We start from the raw sequence: 19,068 nt of genomic DNA, 5'->3' as shown, positions 1-19,068 counted from the left end.
TGTCTCCTAAATCGCATCCTCAAGAACGGCTCGTGTATTCCGCCATGCCCAAATGCCCGCGATCGCCACCACGCCCCCCATCCCCACCATGACCACTGTGAGGCCAAGGAAGTCCGAAAGAATCCCGGCGATCGCTAAGGGCACACTGAGGGCAATATTGACAATGTTATTTTGGAAGCCAAAGACCTTACCCCGCATCGTCGCCGGCGTCCGAACTTGAATGAGGGTCTGCATGGGAATACCAATTAAAGATGCCCCCATTCCCAGCAAAATACTTAAGCCCAGACCCACCCACAGATGATGCACAAAAGCAAAGACCAGTAGGACAGCTGCCATCACCAAAAAGCCAATCAAAGGCAGGGGTCGATGATGCAATTTTTCCCCCCATTGGCCCAAAACCCCCGCCCCTAAAATTAACCCCAGCCCTGCGGCGGCCAAGAGAAAGCCAAACTGATTAGGACGCAGGCCAATTTCTTGGGCTAAACTGACGGCCAACACCGTCAAGGCGGCAAAGACACAATAGAGGATCGTTAACTGGAGCATGGCATTCCCCAAGAGGCGATTTTTGCGCACGTAGTGAAACCCCTCCTGCAAGTCCTGCCATACATTGAGGTGGCGATCGCGCTCATGAACTGCTTCTCGGTAGCGAATCGAGGCTAAAACCAATCCCGCCATAACGTACAGCACACCGACAACGACTTCACGGGCATAGACACCCCCTATGGCCACAGCACCACTCAGCAATGGCTCACCGATGGCAAACCCCACTACGAGTGACCCCATCATTGTTGTGATAAAGAGGGCATTCGCCGAGAGCAGATTTTCCTCCTTCACTAGCAGGGGAATCGCCGCCTGTTCTGCCGGGGCAAAGAATTGCGTAAGAATGGACTCAGAAAAGGCAATCAGGAGCAGCAGCGTAAACCGCTTCGGAATAAAGATCAGAGCAAAAACCAGTAGCCCGCGCAGAATATTGGTAATGCTCATTAGCTCCCGCTTGGGGTAGCGATCCACAAAGGTGCCTGCCGTTGAGCCAAAGAAGACCGCTGGTAGGGTATTGGCAATCATTACGGCTGAGGCCTTAGAGCCGGGCAGTTCATAGCTGGCGTCGTAGGAAACCGCCAGTGTAATTAGGAGGACGAGAAAAATTTTGTCCGCCAGTTGGGAGATGATTTGACCGCCCCATAACTTGAGGAAATTCTTGTTCCGCATCAGAGCAGCAAACCCTTCTGGACGGGGCTTGGGACCAGAACTTACCATTGCTGTTGCTCACTGACCATGAACACAAGTTTCCTCACCGTTACCAAAGATTGGGGCTGGCAGTCTGAATCCAATATACCGTCAGACCCTTGCCGGCGTTTGCCCTGTCTCTGTATCCTTTGAGGTTCATTTTGGGCATTCTGAGGAGTACAGGTCGCAAAAATCACCAGATAGGAGGAAGTAAAAATACCAAAAATTACCCTTGCCTGTGTAGCATATAACACCCTACCATCTGAGAGTTAATAACCATTTAATTTTCTGCCAATAAGAAATTATCGTTTTAGAAGCAGAACTAAATCATCGTCCCAATCTGGCTTGCCTGGAGGAGCAATTGGGAAATACCAAGGGGGCGATCGCCAGCCTAACGATGGTACTGAAGCACGTCAGTTTATTGCAGACACATTACCCCAGACTTGGCTAGAACTCGGCTTCCCAGCCAACCACCAAAATTATTCGGCATTTATGGAGACGTTAAAAACGGAAATTGCTGGGTCACTCTAGAATAAACTTAAGTCCCCTTGAACTCCACCCATGAGTGAACCCATCACCCAATCTCAACTCGCAGAAGTCTTCGAGACCATGAAGGCCATGCAGTCGCAACTCGCAGAACTCACCCTTGAGGTGAAAGTCGGTCAAGCCGAAATCCGTGAGAAATTTAATACGATTGATCAAAAATTCCAGACTCTGGAGGCCAAGTTTGAAGAGAAACTGAACACGCTGGAAGCAAAATTTGATGAGAAATTCAACACCATAGAAGCCAAAATCGAGGCAGTGCGTTTGGAAGTACAAACCAATCGTGAGCAGTTAGTGGACTTGGGGAAGCGTCAAGGTTCAACGGAAAACCGCCTTTGGGCACTACTAGTGGCGCTCTTTTTGATGGTGGCGGGACTATTGGCCAAGATTACCCTGTTTGACCAAGTCTAAGGATGAGCAGCATGAGTGAACCCGTCACCCAGTCTCAATTCGCAGAAGTTCTCGAGACGATGAAGGCCATGCAGTCGCAACTCGCAGAACTCACCCTTGAGGTGAAAGTCGGTCACGCGGAAATCCGTGAGAAATTTAACACGATTGATCAAAAATTCCAGACTCTGGAGGCCAAGTTTGAAGAGAAACTGAACACGCTGGAAGCCAAGTTTGAAGAGAAACTGAACACGCTAGAAGCAAAATTTGACGAGAAGTTTAACACAATTGACGAGAAATTCAACACTATAGAAGCCAAAATTGAGGCGGTTCGCTTGGAAGTGCAAACCAATCGCGAGCAGTTAGTGGACTTAGGGAAGCGTCAAGGTTCAACGGAAAACCGCCTTTGGGCACTACTGGTGGCGCTCTTTTTGATGGTGGCGGGACTATTGGCCAAGATTACCCTGTTTGACCAAGTCTAAGGATGAGCAGCATGAGTGAACCCGTCACCCAATCGCAACTGACAGAAGTCCTCGAGACCATGAAAGCCATGCAGTCGCAACTGGCGGAACTTACCCTTGAGGTGAAAGTCGGTCACGCGGAAATCCGTGAGAAATTCAATACGATTGATCAAAAGTTCCAGATAGTAGATGAGAAATTGAATGCTATAGAAGTCAGATTTGAAGAAAAGTTCAACACACTAGAAGCCAAGTTTGAAGAGAAGCTGAACACGCTGGAAGCAAAATTTGACGAGAAGTTTAACACGATTGACGAGAAATTCAACACTATAGAAGCCAAAATCGAGGCAGTGCGCTTGGAAGTGCAAACCAATCGTGAGCAGTTAGTGGACCTAGGAAAGCGCCAAGGTTCAACGGAAAATCGCCTTTGGGCACTACTAGTGGCGCTCTTTTTGATGGTGGCGGGACTATTGGCCAAGATTACCCTGTTTGACCAAGGCTACTAAAACGATTGCCCAAAAAAAGAGGGCTGAGGGGAAAGCCCCAACCCAACTCTCTTGAATCAGTTTCAATTGCACCTAAACGGTTACCAGTTCCGCTTGACGCTGGAAGCTGAGGCGTTCGTTCTCGCCCACATCCACCAGAATCGTGTCGCCATCGAAGAACTCGCCCCGCAGGATAGCTTTGGCAATCGGGGTTTCCAGTTGTTTCTGGATGGCACGTTTCAGCGGGCGGGCACCATAGACGGGGTCGTAACCCACTTCGGCCAAGAAGTCGATCGCCTTCTCTGTGAGGGACAAGGTAATGTGGCGATCGCTCAAGCGTTGCTGCAACCGCTGCACCTGCAATTGAACAATTTGCCGCAATTGATCCTTGCGCAGGCTGTGGAAGATGATAAATTCATCCACGCGGTTGAGGAATTCAGGGCGGAAGTGGCCACGCATCGCCTCCATAACGCGGTTGTACATTTCCCCGTAGCGGCTGTCATCGCCGGCCACATCAAGGATGTACTGAGAACCAATGTTGCTGGTCATGATGATGATGGTGTTCTTGAAGTCCACCGTCCGCCCTTGGGAGTCGGTGACGCGGCCATCATCGAGAATTTGCAGGAACACGTTGAAGACATCGGGATGGGCTTTTTCAATCTCATCGAAGAGAACCACGGCATAGGGACGGCGGCGAATGGCTTCTGTGAGTTGACCGCCTTCGTCATAGCCCACATAACCGGGGGGCGCCCCAATTAACCGCGATACGGCGTGTTTCTCCATGTACTCCGACATGTCAATCCGCACCATCGCCTCTTCGGTGTCGAACATGAAGGCCGCCAAGGCTTTGGCCAATTCCGTTTTACCGACACCCGTTGGCCCAAGGAAGATGAAGCTGGCAATGGGACGGTTGGGATCCGCTAGTCCGGCACGGGAGCGCTGAATGGCCTCCGCTACTGCGGTGACGGCCTCATCTTGACCGACAACCCGCTTGTGCAGCTCTTCTTCGAGGTGCAGCAGTTTTTGGGCTTCCGACTCCACCAGTTTGCTGACAGGGATGCCCGTCCACTTGGAGATGATTTCAGCAATGTCGGCCTCGGTCACTTCATCCCGCAGCAGAGAGCGACCCCCCACTTGAATCTCCCGCAGTTTGGCTTCGGCTGCCGCCAGTTGTTTGTGGAGTTCTGTGAGTTTGCCGTACTTCAGTTCAGCGGCACGGTTGAGGTCGTAGTTGCGCTCCGCTTGCTGGATCTCGATGTTGACTTTTTCGATTTCTTCTTTGATGGCTTGGAGACGGTCAATGACCTCTTTTTCTGCTTGCCACTGGGCATTGAGGCGGCTTTGCTCCTCCTTGAGATCCGCTAGCTCTTTTTCCAGTTTCTCAAGGCGATCGCGCGAAGCTGCCGAGGTTTCTTTTTGCAAGGAGAGCCGCTCCATTTCCAGCTGCAGGATTTTGCGGTCAATCTCATCCAGTTCCTCCGGCTTGGAGGTAATCTCCATTTTCAGTTTCGCGGCGGCTTCATCTACCAAGTCAATGGCTTTATCGGGCAAGAAGCGATCGCTAATGTAGCGGGTTGAGAGCGTAGCTGCTGCCACCAAGGCGGTATCGGAAATTTTCACGCCATGGTGGATCTCATAGCGTTCCTTGAGACCCCGCAAAATCGAGATCGTGTCCTCAACGCTGGGCTGATCCACATAGACCTGCTGGAAGCGCCGCTCTAAGGCTGCATCCTTTTCAATGTACTTGCGGTACTCATCAAGGGTGGTGGCACCAATACAGCGCAGTTCCCCCCGCGCCAACATCGGTTTGAGCAGGTTGCCGGCATCCATCGCCCCTTGGGTTGCCCCGGCACCAACGACAGTGTGGATTTCATCAATAAAGAGGATGATTTGGCCGTTGGAGTCGGTGACCTCCTTGAGAACTGCTTTGAGGCGCTCTTCAAATTCACCGCGATACTTGGCACCGGCAATCAAGGCACCCATGTCGAGAGCAATCAACTGGCGATCGCGCAGGGAATCAGGCACATCCCCCGCCACAATCCGCTGTGCCAAGCCTTCAGCAATGGCGGTTTTACCAACGCCGGGTTCACCAATGAGCACTGGGTTATTTTTGGTACGGCGGGAAAGAATCTGAATCACACGGCGAATTTCATCATCACGGCCAATGACGGGATCCAGTTTCCCTTGACGAGCCAAGAGCGTCAGATCACGGCCATATTTTTCCAGCGCCGCATATTTGCCCTCTGGATTTTGATCCGTCACTTTTTGGGAGCCGCGAATTTGCTGAATCGCTTCCCGTAGGGCTTTTTCGCTCAGGCCGACCTCCTGAAGAAGTTTTTTGCCAAAGCGATCGTCTTGGGCAAAGGCCAATACCAAGTGCTCAATCGAGATAAACTCATCGCCAAACTGTTTGCGTGCCTCTTCGGCGCGATCGAGGAGCTTGTCAAGGCTCTGTCCTAGATAGACGCCACTGGGATTACTGATTTTCGGCTGACGGTTAATGAATTCATCGGTGAGATCGCGAATGCGCTGCACCGAACAGCCAGCTTTTTGGAAAATTTGTGTCGCTAGACCCTCTTGCTCGAGCAGCGATTTCATCAGGTGTTCACTTTCGAGATTCTGGTGCTGTGCCTGCTTGGCTAGATCTGGTGTGCGGGCGATCGCAGCCCATGCTTTTTCGGTAAATTGATTTGGATTGGATGGTTGCATAGCTGACCCTTTGACCCCTTTTTCCAGTTTTTAACTATTTATATTGTATGAATTGCAAGAAAAACGCTTTTTCGGACTTCCCTACTTTAAGGGTAGAATAAACTCCCCAGAATAAGTTCGAAAGAATTAGTGCAAATTAGTTCCAGCGTAGCGTCTAGAGGCGGGGTTGGGGAAAGCCTCTTTGGGAAGAGAGACCGTTTCTCTATAGAATGTAAGGCACTGCAAGTTGGCAACACAAGCTATGACAAACTCCCCTATGACTGAGCGCTCACCGCGTCAAGAGGCGGTTCTGTACTATCCGGTACTGGGATCCCGTCGCCCTAGTAACTACTTTTGGGCAACAGCGGTCTCCATTGGTGGCTTGGGTTTCTTTTTGGCCGGTCTTTCTAGCTATTTGCACCGCAACCTACTGCCCATTGGGAACCCAATTGATTTAGTCTTTATTCCCCAAGGTATTGCCATTGGCTTTTATGGGGTGGCGGCGCTGTTGTTGGCAACGTATCTGTGGCTGGCGATCGCTTGGGATATTGGCGGTGGCTTTAACGAGTTCAACAAAGAAACGGGCTTTGTCCGCATTTTCCGCTGGGGTTTTCCGGGGAAGAATCGCCGCATTGAGGTCAGCTGCCCCATCAGCGATGTCCAATCCGTGAGAATTGTGATTAAAGAAGGGCTAAACCCGAAACGCGCCCTCTACCTTAAAATCAAAGGTCGCGGCGAAGTCCCCCTAACGCGCGTAGGTGCGCCCTTGCCGTTGGCAGAACTCGAAACCCAAGGCGCCACAATCGCCAGCTTTTTGGGTGTCCCCGTTGAGGGACTCTAGCTTTAGTCTTCGTGATCGTCAAAAGGATCCGCTAACTCCTTGGAAGGAGGGCCAAAGGAGAGGTAGATAGAGTAGCCGGTCACGCCAATGCAGATGGCAGCGAGAGCAATGCTAAGAACTGTTGCAGGTTCCATAGAAGCGTTCTCAATGGGAGCAAGATGTGCTTCTATAATATTACGAAACATTAAAACTCTGTTCATCTCGTTCAAAAAAGGGATTTATGGCACGACGGACTTGGCTAGGGGATCTCCTGCGCCCCTTGAACTCTGAATACGGTAAAGTCGCCCCCGGCTGGGGTACCACTCCCTTGATGGCGGTCTTTATGGGGCTGTTCCTTGTCTTTTTGCTGATTATTTTGCAAATCTACAACTCGACACTCATCCTCGATGGTGTTAACGTGAGTTGGAAAGCACTAGGATAACCCATGAACGTTTTTGGTATCGGTCTGCCGGAACTGATTGTGATTCTGGTGGTGGCGCTTTTAATCTTTGGCCCTAAAAAGCTGCCGGAAATTGGTCGCAGCCTTGGCAAAACCAAGCGTGCCTTTGAGGAAGCCTCCCGTGAATTCCAAGATGAAATGAAACGGCAGACCGCTGCCCTCGAACAGGAACAGCAGGCCAAGGCAGAATCGGAATCATCGCGGGAGCCCTCTGCTTAGGTGGCATGGTTCTCCAACCCTGTGTGATTGTCGGCCTTGGGAATCCGGGGGCAGAGTATGCGACGACGCGCCACAATATTGGCTTTCGTGTCCTTGACGCCCTTGCCGATCGGTATAAGGTGCAGTTGACCCCGCAGCGGCGCTTCTTGGGAGAGGTGGCCGAGGTTCCGATTCATGGTCAAAAGGTACGCCTCCTCAAACCCACTACCTATATGAATAGTTCGGGGCAGTCTCTCCATGCCCTGCTGAATTTTTATAAGCTGCCCCTTGAGCGAACCCTTGTCGTCTATGATGATGCCGATTTGCCCTTGGGGCGGCTGCGCTTGCGCTTGAGTGGCTCGACGGGCGGACACAACGGCATTAAGTCAATTATTCAACACTGTCATTCGCAGCAGTTTCCCCGCCTCAAGGTGGGCATTGCCTTTGGCGATCGCCTGCAGCAACAAACCGGGCCGCGCAATGCTGTGCCCTTTGTTTTGGGACATTTTTCGGCTGCTGAACTCGCCATTTTACCTGCTGTGCTTGACCTTGCCGTGGATGCCATTGAGTTAAGTATTCAGTCTGGGGTGGAGGCAGCGATGAACCACTTCAACGGCAAAAGCATTCCCCTACCGCAATCCTGACCCTCCCACTAGAAGTCTGAGGAAAAAGAAGATCTCAAGTTAGATTAAAAACAGGTGTTTTCGGCGCAGAATCATGGACATTGCTGAAAGTGTGCGCATGGCGATCGCCACCCTCAAGGCCAATCGACTGCGTAGCGGCCTGACGATGCTGGGGATAATTATTGGCAACGCAGCGGTGATTGCCATGGTCGGCGTGGGTCAGGGGGCACAGCGCTATGCCGCCAGTCAGTTTGAATCCCTTGGTCCGAATACGCTTTTTATTGTGCCGGGGACGCCCCAAGCCCGCAACCGCACGTTTAATGTGCCGCAAACCCTTGTCCTTGAGGATGCTAAGGCGATCGCCACCCAAGTGCCCACCGTTAAGGAAGTGGCACCCCAAATTCAAGTGCAACAACGGGTTACCTATCGAGGACGCAACACGAATGTGCTGATTGTGGGGACCACCCCCACCTTTCCTTCAGTGCGCAGTTTTACAGTGGCGCAGGGGCGCTTTATCTCCGATAAGGATGTGGAACGGCATCGCCGCGTCGTCATTTTAGGCTCGGATTTGGCGAGGAAGCTCTTTATTAACGAAAATCCTGTGGGTCAGCAGGTACGGATCAAGAATCTTTCCTTTGAAGTGATTGGCGTCATGGCCGAAAAGGGTGCTTTCCTTGGCAACAATCAGGATGAGGCCGCCTATATTCCCATTACGACGATGTCTTCCCGTATTGTGGGGCAGCGCTCCCCCTATGGGATTTCCCTAACCTTTATCTCGGTATCTGCCCGTGATGAACAGAGCATTGATGCGGCTAAGTTTCAGATTACCAACCTCCTGCGGCTGCGCCATCAAATTGTTGATGAGGACGATTTTACAATTCAAACCCAAAAGGAAGCTCTGCAAATCATTGGCAATATCAGCAATGCCTTGACCTTGATGTTGGCGGCGATCGCCGGCATTTCCCTGCTGGTGGGGGGGATTGGCATTATGAACATTATGCTGGTCTCGGTAACCGAACGCACCCAAGAAATTGGCCTGCGCAAGGCCATTGGTGCCACACAGCGGGATATACTGGCACAGTTTATGATTGAGGCGATGATCCTCTCGGCTCTCGGTGGCCTCATTGGCACGGGAGTGGGCGTAGGTGGTGTGATGCTAGTGGTGATGTTGACCCCCTTGGAGGCTGGGGTTGCTCCCGTTGCTGTGGCTCTTGCTGTGGGCGTTTCGGGCAGTATTGGCCTCTTCTTTGGGGTGGTTCCCGCTCAACGGGCGGCGCGGCTGGATCCGATTGTTGCCTTGCGCAGTGTCTAAAAGTACCCTTGGGAAATTACCGATGGAAACGACAACTCTAGACTGGATTGCTGGCGGCCTTGCGATCGCCATTGTCATTGGTGGCCTGTTGATGATGTTTACCAATCTTTGGACACGGCGATGACCTTGCGGCGAGGCTTGACCTACCTGCTGTTGGTGGCGATCGCGATCGTCATGCTGCTGCCTTTGGTGTGGCTCACCAGTACCGCCTTCAAGTCTGCCAATGAAGATATTTTTGCCTTTCCGCCCCGCTGGCTGCCGGCCGAACCAACCTGGGCGAATTTTGTCACGGTTTGGCAAACGAATCCCTTTGGCCAGTACCTGTTCAACAGTACACTGGTGGCAGTCTTAACGGTGGCCTGCAATCTCCTGACCTCGGCCTTAGCCGCCTATCCCTTGGCACGGCTGTCCTTTCGCGGACGTGAGGTGATCTTTACGGCCATTTTGGCCACGATCATGATTCCCTTTCAAATCATCATGATTCCCCTGTTTATTTTGGCGGTGCAGTTGGGGCTGCGGAATACCTATCTGGGAATGATTCTGCCGAGTTTGGCCTCTGCCTTTGGCATTTTTCTGTTGCGACAGGCCTTTATGGCGGTGCCCAAGGAACTAGAGGAAGCGGCTCGCCTCGATGGCTGCTCAGAATTGGGGCTGTGGTGGTTTGTGATGCTGCCGGCCATTCGCCCTGCCCTTGTTACCCTTGGCATTTTTGTGTTTATTGGTGCTTGGAGTGATTTTCTCTGGCCCCTGTTGGTCTTGGATCAGCCAGAACTTTATACCCTGCCCATTGGCGTGGTCACCTTGGCGGGGACGTTTTCTTTGGATTGGCGACTCATTGCCGCTGGCTCGGTGATTTCAATTGTGCCCGTGTTCATTGTGTTTATTTTCTTGCAACGATATATCATGCCCTCCCAAACTACTGCTGGCCTGAAGGGCTAGCTTCCTAGGCCGCGATAGCGAATTGGCTGGCGGTGGGCATATTGGCGAAAGAAGGTTTTAATTTCCGCTGCTCGGCCAAGGGCAATCAGGGTATCCCCCGGCCCTAGGGGCAAGGTTAAGGGGGGATGGGTCACCAAGGCACCGTTCTGATGGCGGAGAGCAACAATAATAAAGCGGCCTCGGCCTTTCGCTTCCACATCGGCGATCGCTAGCCCCACCAGCGAGGACTCCAAGGGCAGCGTAAACTCCTCAATCTGAAGATCGAGCTGGCTGAGTAGCTCAATCAAGTGACTGCGCTCATCCTTTTCCTCAAGAAAATCCAAGACTGTCGGGCGAGTAATGAGCTGCACCATGCGTTGGGCACTGATACTCGAGGGCAAGACCACATGATCGGCACCGGCAAAACGCAGTTTGGACTCTGTGGCTGGCAATTCACCATAGGCCAAAATTTGTAAGTTGGGATTGAGGCGACGGGCAATCAGGGTGATAAAGACATTACTGGCATCATCGGCCAAAACCGCCACTACAGTGCGAGCGCGATCCACCCCCACCGCCAACAGCTCATTTTCATCCATGAGATCGTCACCGCGATAGAAAAGGTGCCCTGACTGCTGGGCAAGCCGTAGTCGCTGCCGCTGGTTGTCAATCACGACAAAGGGGATTTGGGCAGCAGCCAAGTTCATCGCTAAGGTGCGACCAAGGGGACCATAGCCGCAAATGATGACGTGATCCTTAAGGTCAGCGAGATGAGCGGGGGTTGTCATTGGGAGTGGCGGGAGCGGGCAGTATATTTGCGAATGAGCTTGGGGGTATCTTGAGCATGCCCCAATAGAATCAATGTATCGCCCACTTCCACAAGGGGATTGGCGCGGGTCGGGAATAATTGGCCATCACTTTTGCGCAGGCCAACAATAATAAATGCCCCTTGGCCGCGTACCTCAAGTCCTGTCAAGCGCGTACCCACGTAGGGGTAATCGGCAGTAATCTCCAGTTCCTCAAGGTGAGCATCAATGTGGCTCAAGAGGTCGTTGAGGGTCTCGCGATCGCCCGTTTGCTCAAGAAAGTCAATGCGTGGCCGCCGAATCAGGTTAGTCATTTGAATGGCACCAATTTTTGTCGGCAAGACTACGTGATCCGCTCCTGCCATACGTAGCTTTGCTTCTGTGCTTGCCAAATTCGCCCGCGCCACAATCAGCAGGCTCGGATTCAGGGAGCGCGCTGTCAGGGTAATAAAGACATTGATCGTGTCATTGGGCAGCACCGTCGCTAGGGCGATCGCCCGCTCGATCCCCACCACGCGCAGCGTTTCTTCCTCCGCCGCACTCCCCAAATAGGCCAAATAGCCCAACTGTATCGCTAGATCAATGCGCTGTTCATTGACATCCAAAATCACAAAGGGGGTTTTTAATGCCGATAATTCCTGAGCCATTACCTGACCAATGCGGCCAAAGCCACAGACAATGACATGGCGGTTGAGTTTGTTGATGTCGCGGCTCGCCCGCTGAATATCCAGTAGGCGTTTGATCTCCCCTTCGGTAAACAGTTGCACCACCGCACCGATGGTATAAACCGTTGCTGCACTGCCGGCCACAATGATCAGCATGTTAAAGAAGCGTTGCGCCGGCGTAATCAGGGGTCGCACTTCACTGTAGCCAATGCCAAAGACGGTGATCACGTACATGTAGAGGGCATCGAGCCAGTTCCAGCCAAAACTGGTGTAGCCCACCACCGCCACCAACATGATCAGAACAAAGAGGGTGATGCCAATAATAAAACGGTTGAGGGCAGGGGTCGCAGGTAACCGTCGCATGGCTTTAATACTTGCGCTCTTGGGGGGGAAACATGGTGATGGTGACGGGCAGATAGTCAATCCTCATGCCGTCGCTGTGGTAGGTGGCTAGGGTGTGGCGTAGGAAGTTGACATCATCCCGCTGCGGATAGTCTTCACGGAAGTGGGCACCACGACTCTCTTGGCGAGCAAGGGCGCTGCTCAAAATCACTTCCGCAACCACGAGGATATTTGCTAACTCAAACGCCTCTAACAGCTCTGTGTTCCAGTAGCGCTGGCGATCGTCGAGACGAATCCGCGCATAGGCTGCTTTCAGCCGCTGCAATTCTTCCAAACCCCTCTGCATCAGAGCCGCGGTGCGAAATACGCCACAGTATTGGGTCATACAATCTTGAACCTGCTGCCGTAGTTGGGCAATGCGTAAATCCCCCGCTTGACTAAAGAGGTGCTGAATCTGTTGCTCCGCTGCCTGTAGATACGGCTGGGGGTCAAATTGGGGTTGGGGCAAGCTCGGTAAATCTTTGGCGATCGCCCCACCGGTACGGCGGCCATAGACCACACATTCTAGGAGGGAATTACTCCCCAAGCGATTGGCACCATGCACCGAGACACAGGCACATTCACCAGCGGCATAAAACCCGGTCACCAGTTCCGTGGCATTGGCACGCACCTGACCATTGACATTGACCGGAATCCCCCCCATTGAATAGTGCACCGTCGGACGTACAGGAATCGGCTCCACCACGGCATCTACCCCCGCCAAGCGATGGGCTTCCTCCCAACAGAAGGGAATGCGACTCATGATTGTTTCGCGACCCAAGTGGCGGACATCGAGATAAACAAAAGGCCCGCCGGCTGAGCCATCACTGTGGCTGCCGCGCCCTTCGCGAATTTCGATGGCGATCGCCCGCGAGGTAATATCACGGGGAGCCAGTTCCATGCGACTGGGGGCATAGCGTGCCATAAAGCGTTCTCCCTCGGCATTGACCAAATAAGCCCCTTCACCGCGCACCGCCTCAGAAATCAAAACCCCCGCTGGATACAACCCCGTGGGGTGAAATTGGACAAACTCCATATCCTCAAGGGGCAAGCCTGCCCGTGCCGTCATCGCTAAGCCATCCCCCGTGGAGGCAAAATCATTAGAGGTGGTATTAAAGACGCGACCATAGCCCCCTGTGGCAAAAAGAATGGCAGGTGCCCGCAGAATGTCCAGTTGACCCGTTTCAATGTGGTAGGCAACGACCCCCTTGGCCTGCTGATCCTCGACAATCAGCCGCAGCACATACCACTCACTAAAAAAGGTGACGTTGTATTTCAGGAGATTGCAGTAGAGTTCGTGGAGAATGGCATGACCAGTTTTGTCGGCTGCATAGCAAGTGCGCTGGTGCGTGTGACCACCAAAGGGACGTTGGGCAATGCGGCCATCGGGCAGGCGAGAGAAGAGCACCCCCAAATGCTCAAGGTCAATCACCACATCGGGCGCTTCTTGGGCAAGAATGGCGACGGCATCCTGATCCGCAAGAAAGTCTGACCCCTTGACGGTATCAAAGGCATGGCTTTCCCAAGAGTCTTCGCTGTCGACATTTTTCAGCGTAGCGGCAATGCCCCCTTGGGCAGCAACGGAATGGGAACGAATGGGATGGGTTTTGGACACAAGGGCAATCGGGGTCTCTGGGGCCAGGCGGCAAATTTCCAAAGCAGCACGACAGCCTGCTAAGCCACCACCGACAATCACAACGCCAAAGTCTTGCATCGTCCGTTTGTCCAGCATCTTTTCCTATACTAAGTTGGCGCTTAAGAGAGCAGCGGCGGCAGCAAAGATGAAACAAAGATAAAAACAGTAGCAAAATGATCTTGCGAGCCTCACGCTGAATCGTTAGAGTGGCAGTACAGTTCTTTTGGGGGCACAGCGGTTTCGATGCTTTTGTGCGTGTTCTCTCTCTGTGAAAAGGACTGTAATTTTATGGGAGGCAGCTGTCCTTGAGTGCATTTTTTCTTCACTATGGGGATTGTGGGGTGCGCCATTGGTGCGATCGCGATCGCGCAGCGGTCATGCACCTCATTGCTAATGTCCTCAGTGAGTTTGGCCTTTCTTGGCAACCCGAAGGCGCCGATGCCGATGTGGTTCACGTTGAAGATTACTACCACCGCCGGGGCGGACAATTTTGGGTGGTGGAGCGAGCCTCGGAAGTTGTGGGCACGATCGCCTTCTATCCCATTCAGCGGGGCGAAGCGGCTGTCGAAATTCGCAAAATGTATCTCCATCCCCGCGTACGCGGCCAAGGCCTAGGGACATTTCTCCTGCACCATCTGGAGGTAGCCATTGCAGCGGCCGGCTACCGCAAAATCTGGATTGAAACGGCCTCAATCATGACTACAGCCGTCCATTTGTACGAAAAGGCGGGCTATCAGCCGGCGACGGGTGTGGAAACGCAGCGTTGCGATCGCGTCTATGTCAAGGATCTAGTGCCCCATGGCATGGCTTCGATGGCTTCTGCCCCCTGCTAGTTTGATTGTCCTGCTGGTTTCACCTGCTGCCTTCGGTCTCTGCCGCCAAGACTTGGCTCGTGCCCTGCAACAGGAAATTCAAAATCCCCAATGGCAACGGGGTCAATGGGGCATGGTGGTGCGGGATTTAACCACGGGGGATCTTCTCTACGACTACCAAGGGGAAAAGCTCTTTCTGCTGGCCTCGAATGTCAAGCTAACGACAGTGGCTGCCGCCTTAGACTATTGGGGAGCTAATCATTTCTTTGAGACCACCCTCAGCGCGCGATCGCCCGACAGGACAACCCTGCGTCTTCAGGGCAGTTTTGACCCCAGTTTCAGCAGCCAAGACCTGCAACAAATGGCACTCCGCCTTAGCCAACAGGGCATTCGCCAGATTCCAATCTTGGAAATCGGCGGTGTAACTCCTGTGAGGATGGAACCCACATGGGCGATCGAAGACCTGACGATGGGCTATGCAGCGGTAGTGACGCGCTTTAGTCTCAATCAAAATGCCCTGAACCTAGAGGTCATACCACAACAGTTGGGGCAACCCTTAGCACTACGGCAGCCGCAGACTCATTTTCGAGTGGTCAATGAGACCCGCACCGTGACCCCCTCTGAGCCAGAATTTCTGGAAAGTGAGGTGCGCGGCCAGCAGATCATTGTGCGGGGTCAACTCCACATTGGCAGTGAACCGGCAAAACTGCGCATTCCTCTCAGTGAGTCGATCCCCTATCTTCAACAACAGGTGCAGCGGGCCTTTGCCCAAGCCGGTATTCAAGTGCAGCAAATTCGCCTTGTGGAAACAGCAGAGCCGTTACCCAATGTGTTGGTGCGCCATGCCTCACCCCCCCTAGAAGCGTTAATTTTGCCGGTTCTCCAAGAGAGTGACAATTTCTATGCAGAAATGCTCCTTGCGGCTCTGGAGGCAGCACAACCCGGCTATCGCCAACGCTATCTAGAGCGCATCGGTGTCCAAGCAGCGGTTTTAGTAGATGGTTCGGGACTCTCGCGGCAAAATTGGCTGACGCCCAATGGTTTAGTCACGCTGCTGCAACATATAACGCAAACAAAGGATGCCTCGCTGTGGCGGCGATCGCTCCCCCTTGCCGGACGATCCGGCACCCTGCGACAGCGCTTTCGTGATACAGCGGCTCAGGATCGTGTCTGGGCGAAAACCGGCACATTGCGGGGGGTGGTTGCCCTAGCGGGCTATGTAGAACCCGTGCAGGATCGCCCTTTCGTCTTTAGTCTTGTGGTCAATCAAGGGGGGGAGGCCACGGCTCAACTCCGTGCTGGTTTGGATCGCATAGTTGTTTTGCTGGCGCAATCGCAGAACTGTCCTCACCGCCCATAGAAAAACCCCACATCCATTCAGTAGCTCGAACTACAGCCCGAGACAGGTTCAAAACTGCGAGAGCGGGAGAGGATCGCATACCCGTCACGTGTCTCATATTCTAAAAAAGGGTTGTATTTATTGATTCTGCTAATACCATCTCTTTGTAACATTGAGCTTAATAAATAGGTCTTAAACGAGGCAATTGTCTATCCTAAAACTGAAGTCATCCCAGTAGGAGACCTTCATGGCTCGCCCGCTCGTCCTCACAATTACAGAAAGCTCTGAAGAACTGCAGCGGCGCCTACAACATGAAACCAATGCCCGACAGCAGGAACGCTTGCAGATGCTCTACTGGCTGAAGCAAGGACTTGTCCACAGCTGCCCACAAATTGCCCAATTGCTCCATTGCAACGAGTCCAGCATTACTCGCTGGCTGAACGCCTATCGCCAAGGAGGACTTCAGCGGTTATTGGCAGTCAAGACGCCCCCGGAGCCGCCCGCATCATCCCCCCAACAGTGATGCCACAGTTGCAGAAACGCCTACAAGACCCCAGCGGGTTTGACAGTTACAAGGCTATTGTGCAGTTGCTGCGACAGGAGCATCAGCTTGAGGTCGCCTACCCGACGGTGCATCGCATTGTGCGCAATGTTGTGCCTGTGTTTGCCCCCAAGGTCAATCCCATGGAGCGGTTGTGGCAACATCTGCGAGCAGCATGAGCATGGCAGTCCTTCGAGACCCTAGAAGCCGTGCGTCAAAACCTGCAAGCTGTATTGTTACAACTGATGGCGGCAGTGATTCGTTCTTTGACGGGCTGGTTCATTCTCATTTAATCCACTTCCCCGAAGAGAAGCAAGAGTACCTTGAATATAGCCTCTCCCAGAGCGGATTGCAACCCCCTGTTCCGAGGGATCCCTTGCGAGGGGGGTGAAATTATTTTCTACAAGACCACTGAAAATACTCAAATCCTCTCCTAGAGAGACTCCGGTGGATTCCACGAGAGAATGGGCTTGGCGGCAATTTGCTGAATCTGTCGGACGCGGCTCAAACCCTGTGCAAAGGGCTGTAGGTGACATTAAGGGAGGAATTAATTTCTTTTTAACCTTGGTATATTTTGGGGCTGATAGAAAACGTTAATTTTCTTTGCAAGGTGTTGGGTTCTGTAGTCTGGATCGCATGGGTAAGGGAAAGCGAGAGGCTATGATGATTGTCAAATTGCTTCTGAGTTCGGGTTATGACACTGTACATCGGCAACCTCTCCTATGAGGCGACAGAAAACGATCTTCGCGAAGTTTTTGAAAAATATGGTGCTATTCGCCGGATTGTGTTGCCGGTGGATCGAGAAACAGGCAAACGGCGTGGCTTTGCTTTTGTCGAACTGGTGGATGAAACTCAGGAGGCCGCTGCCATTGATGATCTCGACGGTGCAACATGGCTAGGACGGGTGCTCAAGGTCAACAAGGCGAAGCCAAAACAAGCAGGGGGGCAGTCAAACCCTGCCTTCTAAGGGCATACTGGTAGGGAAGTGCTGTTCACTCTTCCTGCTATGCCTCGACGTTCGCCATCCCCACCGCGTCCGCGTCCCCAAACTCGTCGGCCTCCCCAGCCAGAATCGAAGTCACCAGTGAATACCCGCACTCTGGCGGTGTTGGGAGGGGTCTTTATTATTGGCGTTGGTGTGGGTGTCACCTTTAGCAAAACCACCACCCTCAATCCTGACAACGTGGCCTCAACGCAGTTTATTGATCAGGCGGCGCCCAATCCTGATATTTGCGTGCAATTTGGTGCGAGCGCGATCGCGGTGGATACGCGGATTTTTGTCACTTTTAACCCCTTTTCGGTCTTTGTTTCCCAACCGGTGATGCAACCGGGCTGTGTGCTGCGTGCCAATAACGTTGCCCTGCTAGAACAGCGACAACTCATTACCGGTGAGCAATTGCGCAGTTGTCGGCAGCGGCTGAATACCTTTGGCTATGTGGGCAACCTTGAAGCCAATCCTGAAATCAGCTGTGTTTATCAGAGCACAACAGATAAAAACCTCTTCCTCAAACTCTCAGGCTTGGGTAATGGTGCTGCGGGTGAAACCGGTAATTTCTAGGGCGCAACAATGAAGGCGAGGAAGTGGCCACGGCTGCGCTGGCGTGCAAGTCAGGGCATACAACGCTTGGGCACAGCCTTTCTCTTGGCGGGTCAAGTCACCTATCATTTGCTGCGGGGGCGGATTCCGCTGCGCAACTCGATCGAGCAAATGGCCTTGGTGGGGCCTGCCTCCCTCAGTGTTGCCCTAATTACAGCGGCCTTTGTGGGCATGGTGTTTACGATTCAGGTCGCCCGTGAATTTATTACCTTTGGTGCCACCTCTGCGGTGGGTGGGGTGCTGGCGATCGCCCTAGCGCGGGAACTGGGGCCGGTGCTGACAGCGGTAGTACTCGCCGGGCGAGTTGGCTCTGCCTTTGCGGCTGAAATTGGCACCATGAAAGTCACTGAGCAAATTGACGCCCTCTATATGCTGGGCACGGATCCGGTGGATTATCTGGTGGTGCCACGGTTTATTGCCTGTGTGCTGATGTTGCCGATTCTCAATATCTTGGCATTGGTAACAGGGCTGTGGGGTGGGCTAGTGATTGCCGATTATCTCTACGGCATTCCCCGTGGGGTCTATATTGAGTCCATTCAGAACTTTCTGCAAACTTGGGATCTGTGGAGTTCAATTATCAAGTCAGGCATTTTTGGCGGTGTGGTGGCCATCATTGGCTGCAATTGGGGCATTACAACTACAGGGGGCGCCAAGGGGGTCGGTCAATCCACTACGGCGGCTGTGGTGATCTCGCTATTGGCGATCTTTATTCTCAACTTTTTCCTGTCTTGGGCCCTCTTTGGCGGCAGCAGTAGCCTCGTACCCACGTTTTAGAGGGCTAGTCTGTGGAACTGCGGGTGGGGGAAGGCTGGCGGGTGGGCTGGCGCAATGATCAATTCTATGCCGCTCTGGTGGGCGCCGAGGATTGGGCCACGGAACTTACTGCCGCAGAATTCAAGGCATTTGTGGATTTATTTCGCCAACTCCACGGGCAGCTTTTGGCGATCGCCCCCGAATTGATGGCAGAGGAAATGATTACCCTCAGTGGCGGCAACGATGCTGTGCATTTGGAATTGGAGGGCTATCCCCATGCCTATAGCCTGCATCTGATTGTGTTGGGCGATCGCCGGGTTGAGGGGACATGGCCTGCCCCTGTGCCCCCAGACTTTCTCCTTGCCTGCTGTGAGTTGCAGCACAGGATTGCGGAGAGGCAAAGTTTAGAATAGAAGACATCC

The 19,068-nt window shown here is 53.0% G+C and carries 24 protein-coding genes; 18 read left to right on the top strand and 6 right to left on the bottom strand.

What is annotated here, in order from left to right:
- Positions 1-6 precede the first annotated feature (6 nt).
- Entirely contained in the window at positions 7-1,257 is a 1,251-nt protein-coding gene (locus RHH27_RS03880) for an MFS transporter (protein WP_206201146.1), read from the bottom strand.
- A 315-nt stretch (positions 1,258-1,572) separates the two neighbouring features.
- Here RHH27_RS03880 and RHH27_RS03875 point away from each other — a divergent pair, with 315 nt between their 5' ends.
- The 4 genes from RHH27_RS03875 to RHH27_RS03860 are packed head-to-tail and all read left to right on the top strand — an operon-like array spanning position 1,573 to position 3,121.
- Positions 1,573-1,758, top strand: a complete 186-nt coding sequence (locus RHH27_RS03875; RefSeq protein WP_302678900.1) for a hypothetical protein — start codon at positions 1,573-1,575, stop codon at positions 1,756-1,758.
- Between the two features lie 30 nt (positions 1,759-1,788).
- A complete protein-coding gene (locus tag RHH27_RS03870; protein WP_302678899.1) occupies positions 1,789-2,181 on the top strand; it encodes a hypothetical protein in 393 nt (130 codons plus the stop codon).
- 11 nt (positions 2,182-2,192) lie between these two features.
- Positions 2,193-2,639 carry a hypothetical protein gene (locus RHH27_RS03865; RefSeq protein ID WP_302678898.1) on the top strand — a complete coding sequence of 149 codons (447 nt, stop codon included), beginning with the start codon at positions 2,193-2,195 and terminating at the stop codon, positions 2,637-2,639.
- An 11-nt stretch (positions 2,640-2,650) separates the two neighbouring features.
- Positions 2,651-3,121, top strand: coding sequence for a hypothetical protein (locus tag RHH27_RS03860; protein WP_302678897.1), 471 nt, complete (start codon positions 2,651-2,653; stop codon positions 3,119-3,121).
- Between the two features lie 72 nt (positions 3,122-3,193).
- Here RHH27_RS03860 and clpB read toward each other — a convergent pair whose 3' ends face one another.
- On the bottom strand, positions 3,194-5,809 hold the full coding sequence (gene clpB / locus RHH27_RS03855) for an ATP-dependent chaperone ClpB (protein WP_302678896.1): 2,616 nt from the start codon (positions 5,807-5,809) through the stop codon (positions 3,194-3,196).
- Between the two features lie 241 nt (positions 5,810-6,050).
- Between clpB and RHH27_RS03850 the strand changes: the two genes are divergently transcribed.
- Positions 6,051-6,629: a photosystem I assembly protein Ycf4 gene (locus RHH27_RS03850; RefSeq protein WP_302678895.1), complete on the top strand. Its 579-nt coding sequence runs from the start codon at positions 6,051-6,053 to the stop codon at positions 6,627-6,629.
- A gap of 2 nt (positions 6,630-6,631) precedes the next feature.
- Here RHH27_RS03850 and psbN read toward each other — a convergent pair whose 3' ends face one another.
- On the bottom strand, positions 6,632-6,763 hold the full coding sequence (gene psbN, locus RHH27_RS03845) for a photosystem II reaction center protein PsbN (protein ID WP_206201138.1): 132 nt from the start codon (positions 6,761-6,763) through the stop codon (positions 6,632-6,634).
- Between the two features lie 86 nt (positions 6,764-6,849).
- Here psbN and psbH point away from each other — a divergent pair, with 86 nt between their 5' ends.
- The 5 genes from psbH to RHH27_RS03820 all read left to right on the top strand — a co-directional run bounded on the left by psbH (position 6,850) and on the right by RHH27_RS03820 (position 10,140).
- The gene (gene psbH / locus RHH27_RS03840; protein ID WP_149820192.1) at positions 6,850-7,050 is read left to right on the top strand and encodes a photosystem II reaction center phosphoprotein PsbH; all 201 of its coding nucleotides are present in this window, start codon (positions 6,850-6,852) and stop codon (positions 7,048-7,050) included.
- A gap of 3 nt (positions 7,051-7,053) precedes the next feature.
- Positions 7,054-7,287, top strand: coding sequence for a TatA/E family twin arginine-targeting protein translocase (locus RHH27_RS03835; protein WP_206201137.1), 234 nt, complete (start codon positions 7,054-7,056; stop codon positions 7,285-7,287).
- A 5-nt stretch (positions 7,288-7,292) separates the two neighbouring features.
- Positions 7,293-7,910, top strand: a complete 618-nt coding sequence (pth, locus tag RHH27_RS03830) for an aminoacyl-tRNA hydrolase (RefSeq protein WP_206201136.1) — start codon at positions 7,293-7,295, stop codon at positions 7,908-7,910.
- A 73-nt stretch (positions 7,911-7,983) separates the two neighbouring features.
- Positions 7,984-9,201, top strand: a complete 1,218-nt coding sequence (locus RHH27_RS03825) for an ABC transporter permease (RefSeq protein WP_206201135.1) — start codon at positions 7,984-7,986, stop codon at positions 9,199-9,201.
- 120 nt (positions 9,202-9,321) lie between these two features.
- Positions 9,322-10,140, top strand: coding sequence for a carbohydrate ABC transporter permease (locus tag RHH27_RS03820; RefSeq protein WP_302678894.1), 819 nt, complete (start codon positions 9,322-9,324; stop codon positions 10,138-10,140).
- On the opposite strand, the gene RHH27_RS03815 is transcribed toward RHH27_RS03820, so the two are convergent.
- From RHH27_RS03815 to RHH27_RS03805, 3 genes are read right to left on the bottom strand one after another with little or no spacing between them, the layout of a single operon-like run.
- Positions 10,137-10,904 (bottom strand): TrkA family potassium uptake protein, encoded by a 768-nt coding sequence (locus RHH27_RS03815; RefSeq protein ID WP_302676761.1) that lies wholly within the window; start codon positions 10,902-10,904, stop codon positions 10,137-10,139. The two genes, RHH27_RS03820 and RHH27_RS03815, sit on opposite strands and share 4 nt — an antisense overlap.
- Entirely contained in the window at positions 10,901-11,950 is a 1,050-nt protein-coding gene (locus RHH27_RS03810) for a TrkA family potassium uptake protein (protein WP_302676762.1), read from the bottom strand. The genes RHH27_RS03815 and RHH27_RS03810 overlap by 4 nt, the downstream gene beginning before the upstream one ends.
- A 4-nt stretch (positions 11,951-11,954) precedes the next feature.
- A complete protein-coding gene (locus RHH27_RS03805; RefSeq protein ID WP_310453379.1) occupies positions 11,955-13,682 on the bottom strand; it encodes a succinate dehydrogenase/fumarate reductase flavoprotein subunit in 1,728 nt (575 codons plus the stop codon).
- A 299-nt stretch (positions 13,683-13,981) separates the two neighbouring features.
- On the opposite strand from RHH27_RS03805, the gene RHH27_RS03800 reads away from it, so the two are divergent.
- The 8 genes from RHH27_RS03800 (at position 13,982) to RHH27_RS03765 (ending at position 19,059) form a co-directional block, all read left to right on the top strand.
- Complete coding sequence (locus RHH27_RS03800; protein WP_399373362.1) at positions 13,982-14,437, top strand: GNAT family N-acetyltransferase; 456 nt, start codon at positions 13,982-13,984, stop codon at positions 14,435-14,437.
- Positions 14,403-15,776, top strand: a complete 1,374-nt coding sequence (gene dacB / locus RHH27_RS03795; protein WP_302678892.1) for a D-alanyl-D-alanine carboxypeptidase/D-alanyl-D-alanine-endopeptidase — start codon at positions 14,403-14,405, stop codon at positions 15,774-15,776. Before RHH27_RS03800 ends, dacB begins: the two co-directional genes overlap by 35 nt.
- A 226-nt stretch (positions 15,777-16,002) precedes the next feature.
- Positions 16,003-16,278, top strand: coding sequence for a helix-turn-helix domain-containing protein (locus RHH27_RS03790; RefSeq protein ID WP_302678891.1), 276 nt, complete (start codon positions 16,003-16,005; stop codon positions 16,276-16,278).
- On the top strand, positions 16,278-16,475 hold the full coding sequence (locus RHH27_RS03785) for a hypothetical protein (RefSeq protein ID WP_302678890.1): 198 nt from the start codon (positions 16,278-16,280) through the stop codon (positions 16,473-16,475). Before RHH27_RS03790 ends, RHH27_RS03785 begins: the two co-directional genes overlap by 1 nt.
- 515 nt (positions 16,476-16,990) lie before the next feature.
- Positions 16,991-17,263 (top strand): RNA-binding protein, encoded by a 273-nt coding sequence (locus RHH27_RS03780; RefSeq protein WP_149820749.1) that lies wholly within the window; start codon positions 16,991-16,993, stop codon positions 17,261-17,263.
- A gap of 39 nt (positions 17,264-17,302) precedes the next feature.
- A complete protein-coding gene (locus tag RHH27_RS03775; RefSeq protein ID WP_206201128.1) occupies positions 17,303-17,854 on the top strand; it encodes a DUF3172 domain-containing protein in 552 nt (183 codons plus the stop codon).
- A 9-nt stretch (positions 17,855-17,863) separates the two neighbouring features.
- On the top strand, positions 17,864-18,667 hold the full coding sequence (locus RHH27_RS03770; protein ID WP_206201127.1) for an MlaE family lipid ABC transporter permease subunit: 804 nt from the start codon (positions 17,864-17,866) through the stop codon (positions 18,665-18,667).
- Between the two features lie 11 nt (positions 18,668-18,678).
- Positions 18,679-19,059, top strand: a complete 381-nt coding sequence (locus RHH27_RS03765) for a DUF1818 family protein (protein ID WP_302678889.1) — start codon at positions 18,679-18,681, stop codon at positions 19,057-19,059.
- The last annotated feature ends 9 nt before the right edge of the window (positions 19,060-19,068 follow it).

Origin of the sequence: Thermosynechococcus sp. PP555, from assembly GCF_031583225.1 — a bacterium.
In the GTDB taxonomy this organism is placed as follows: Bacteria; Cyanobacteriota; Cyanobacteriia; order Thermosynechococcales; family Thermosynechococcaceae; genus Thermosynechococcus.
Note: the sequence above shows the minus strand (reverse complement) of the source record. Positions and strands in the feature narration are given on the sequence as shown.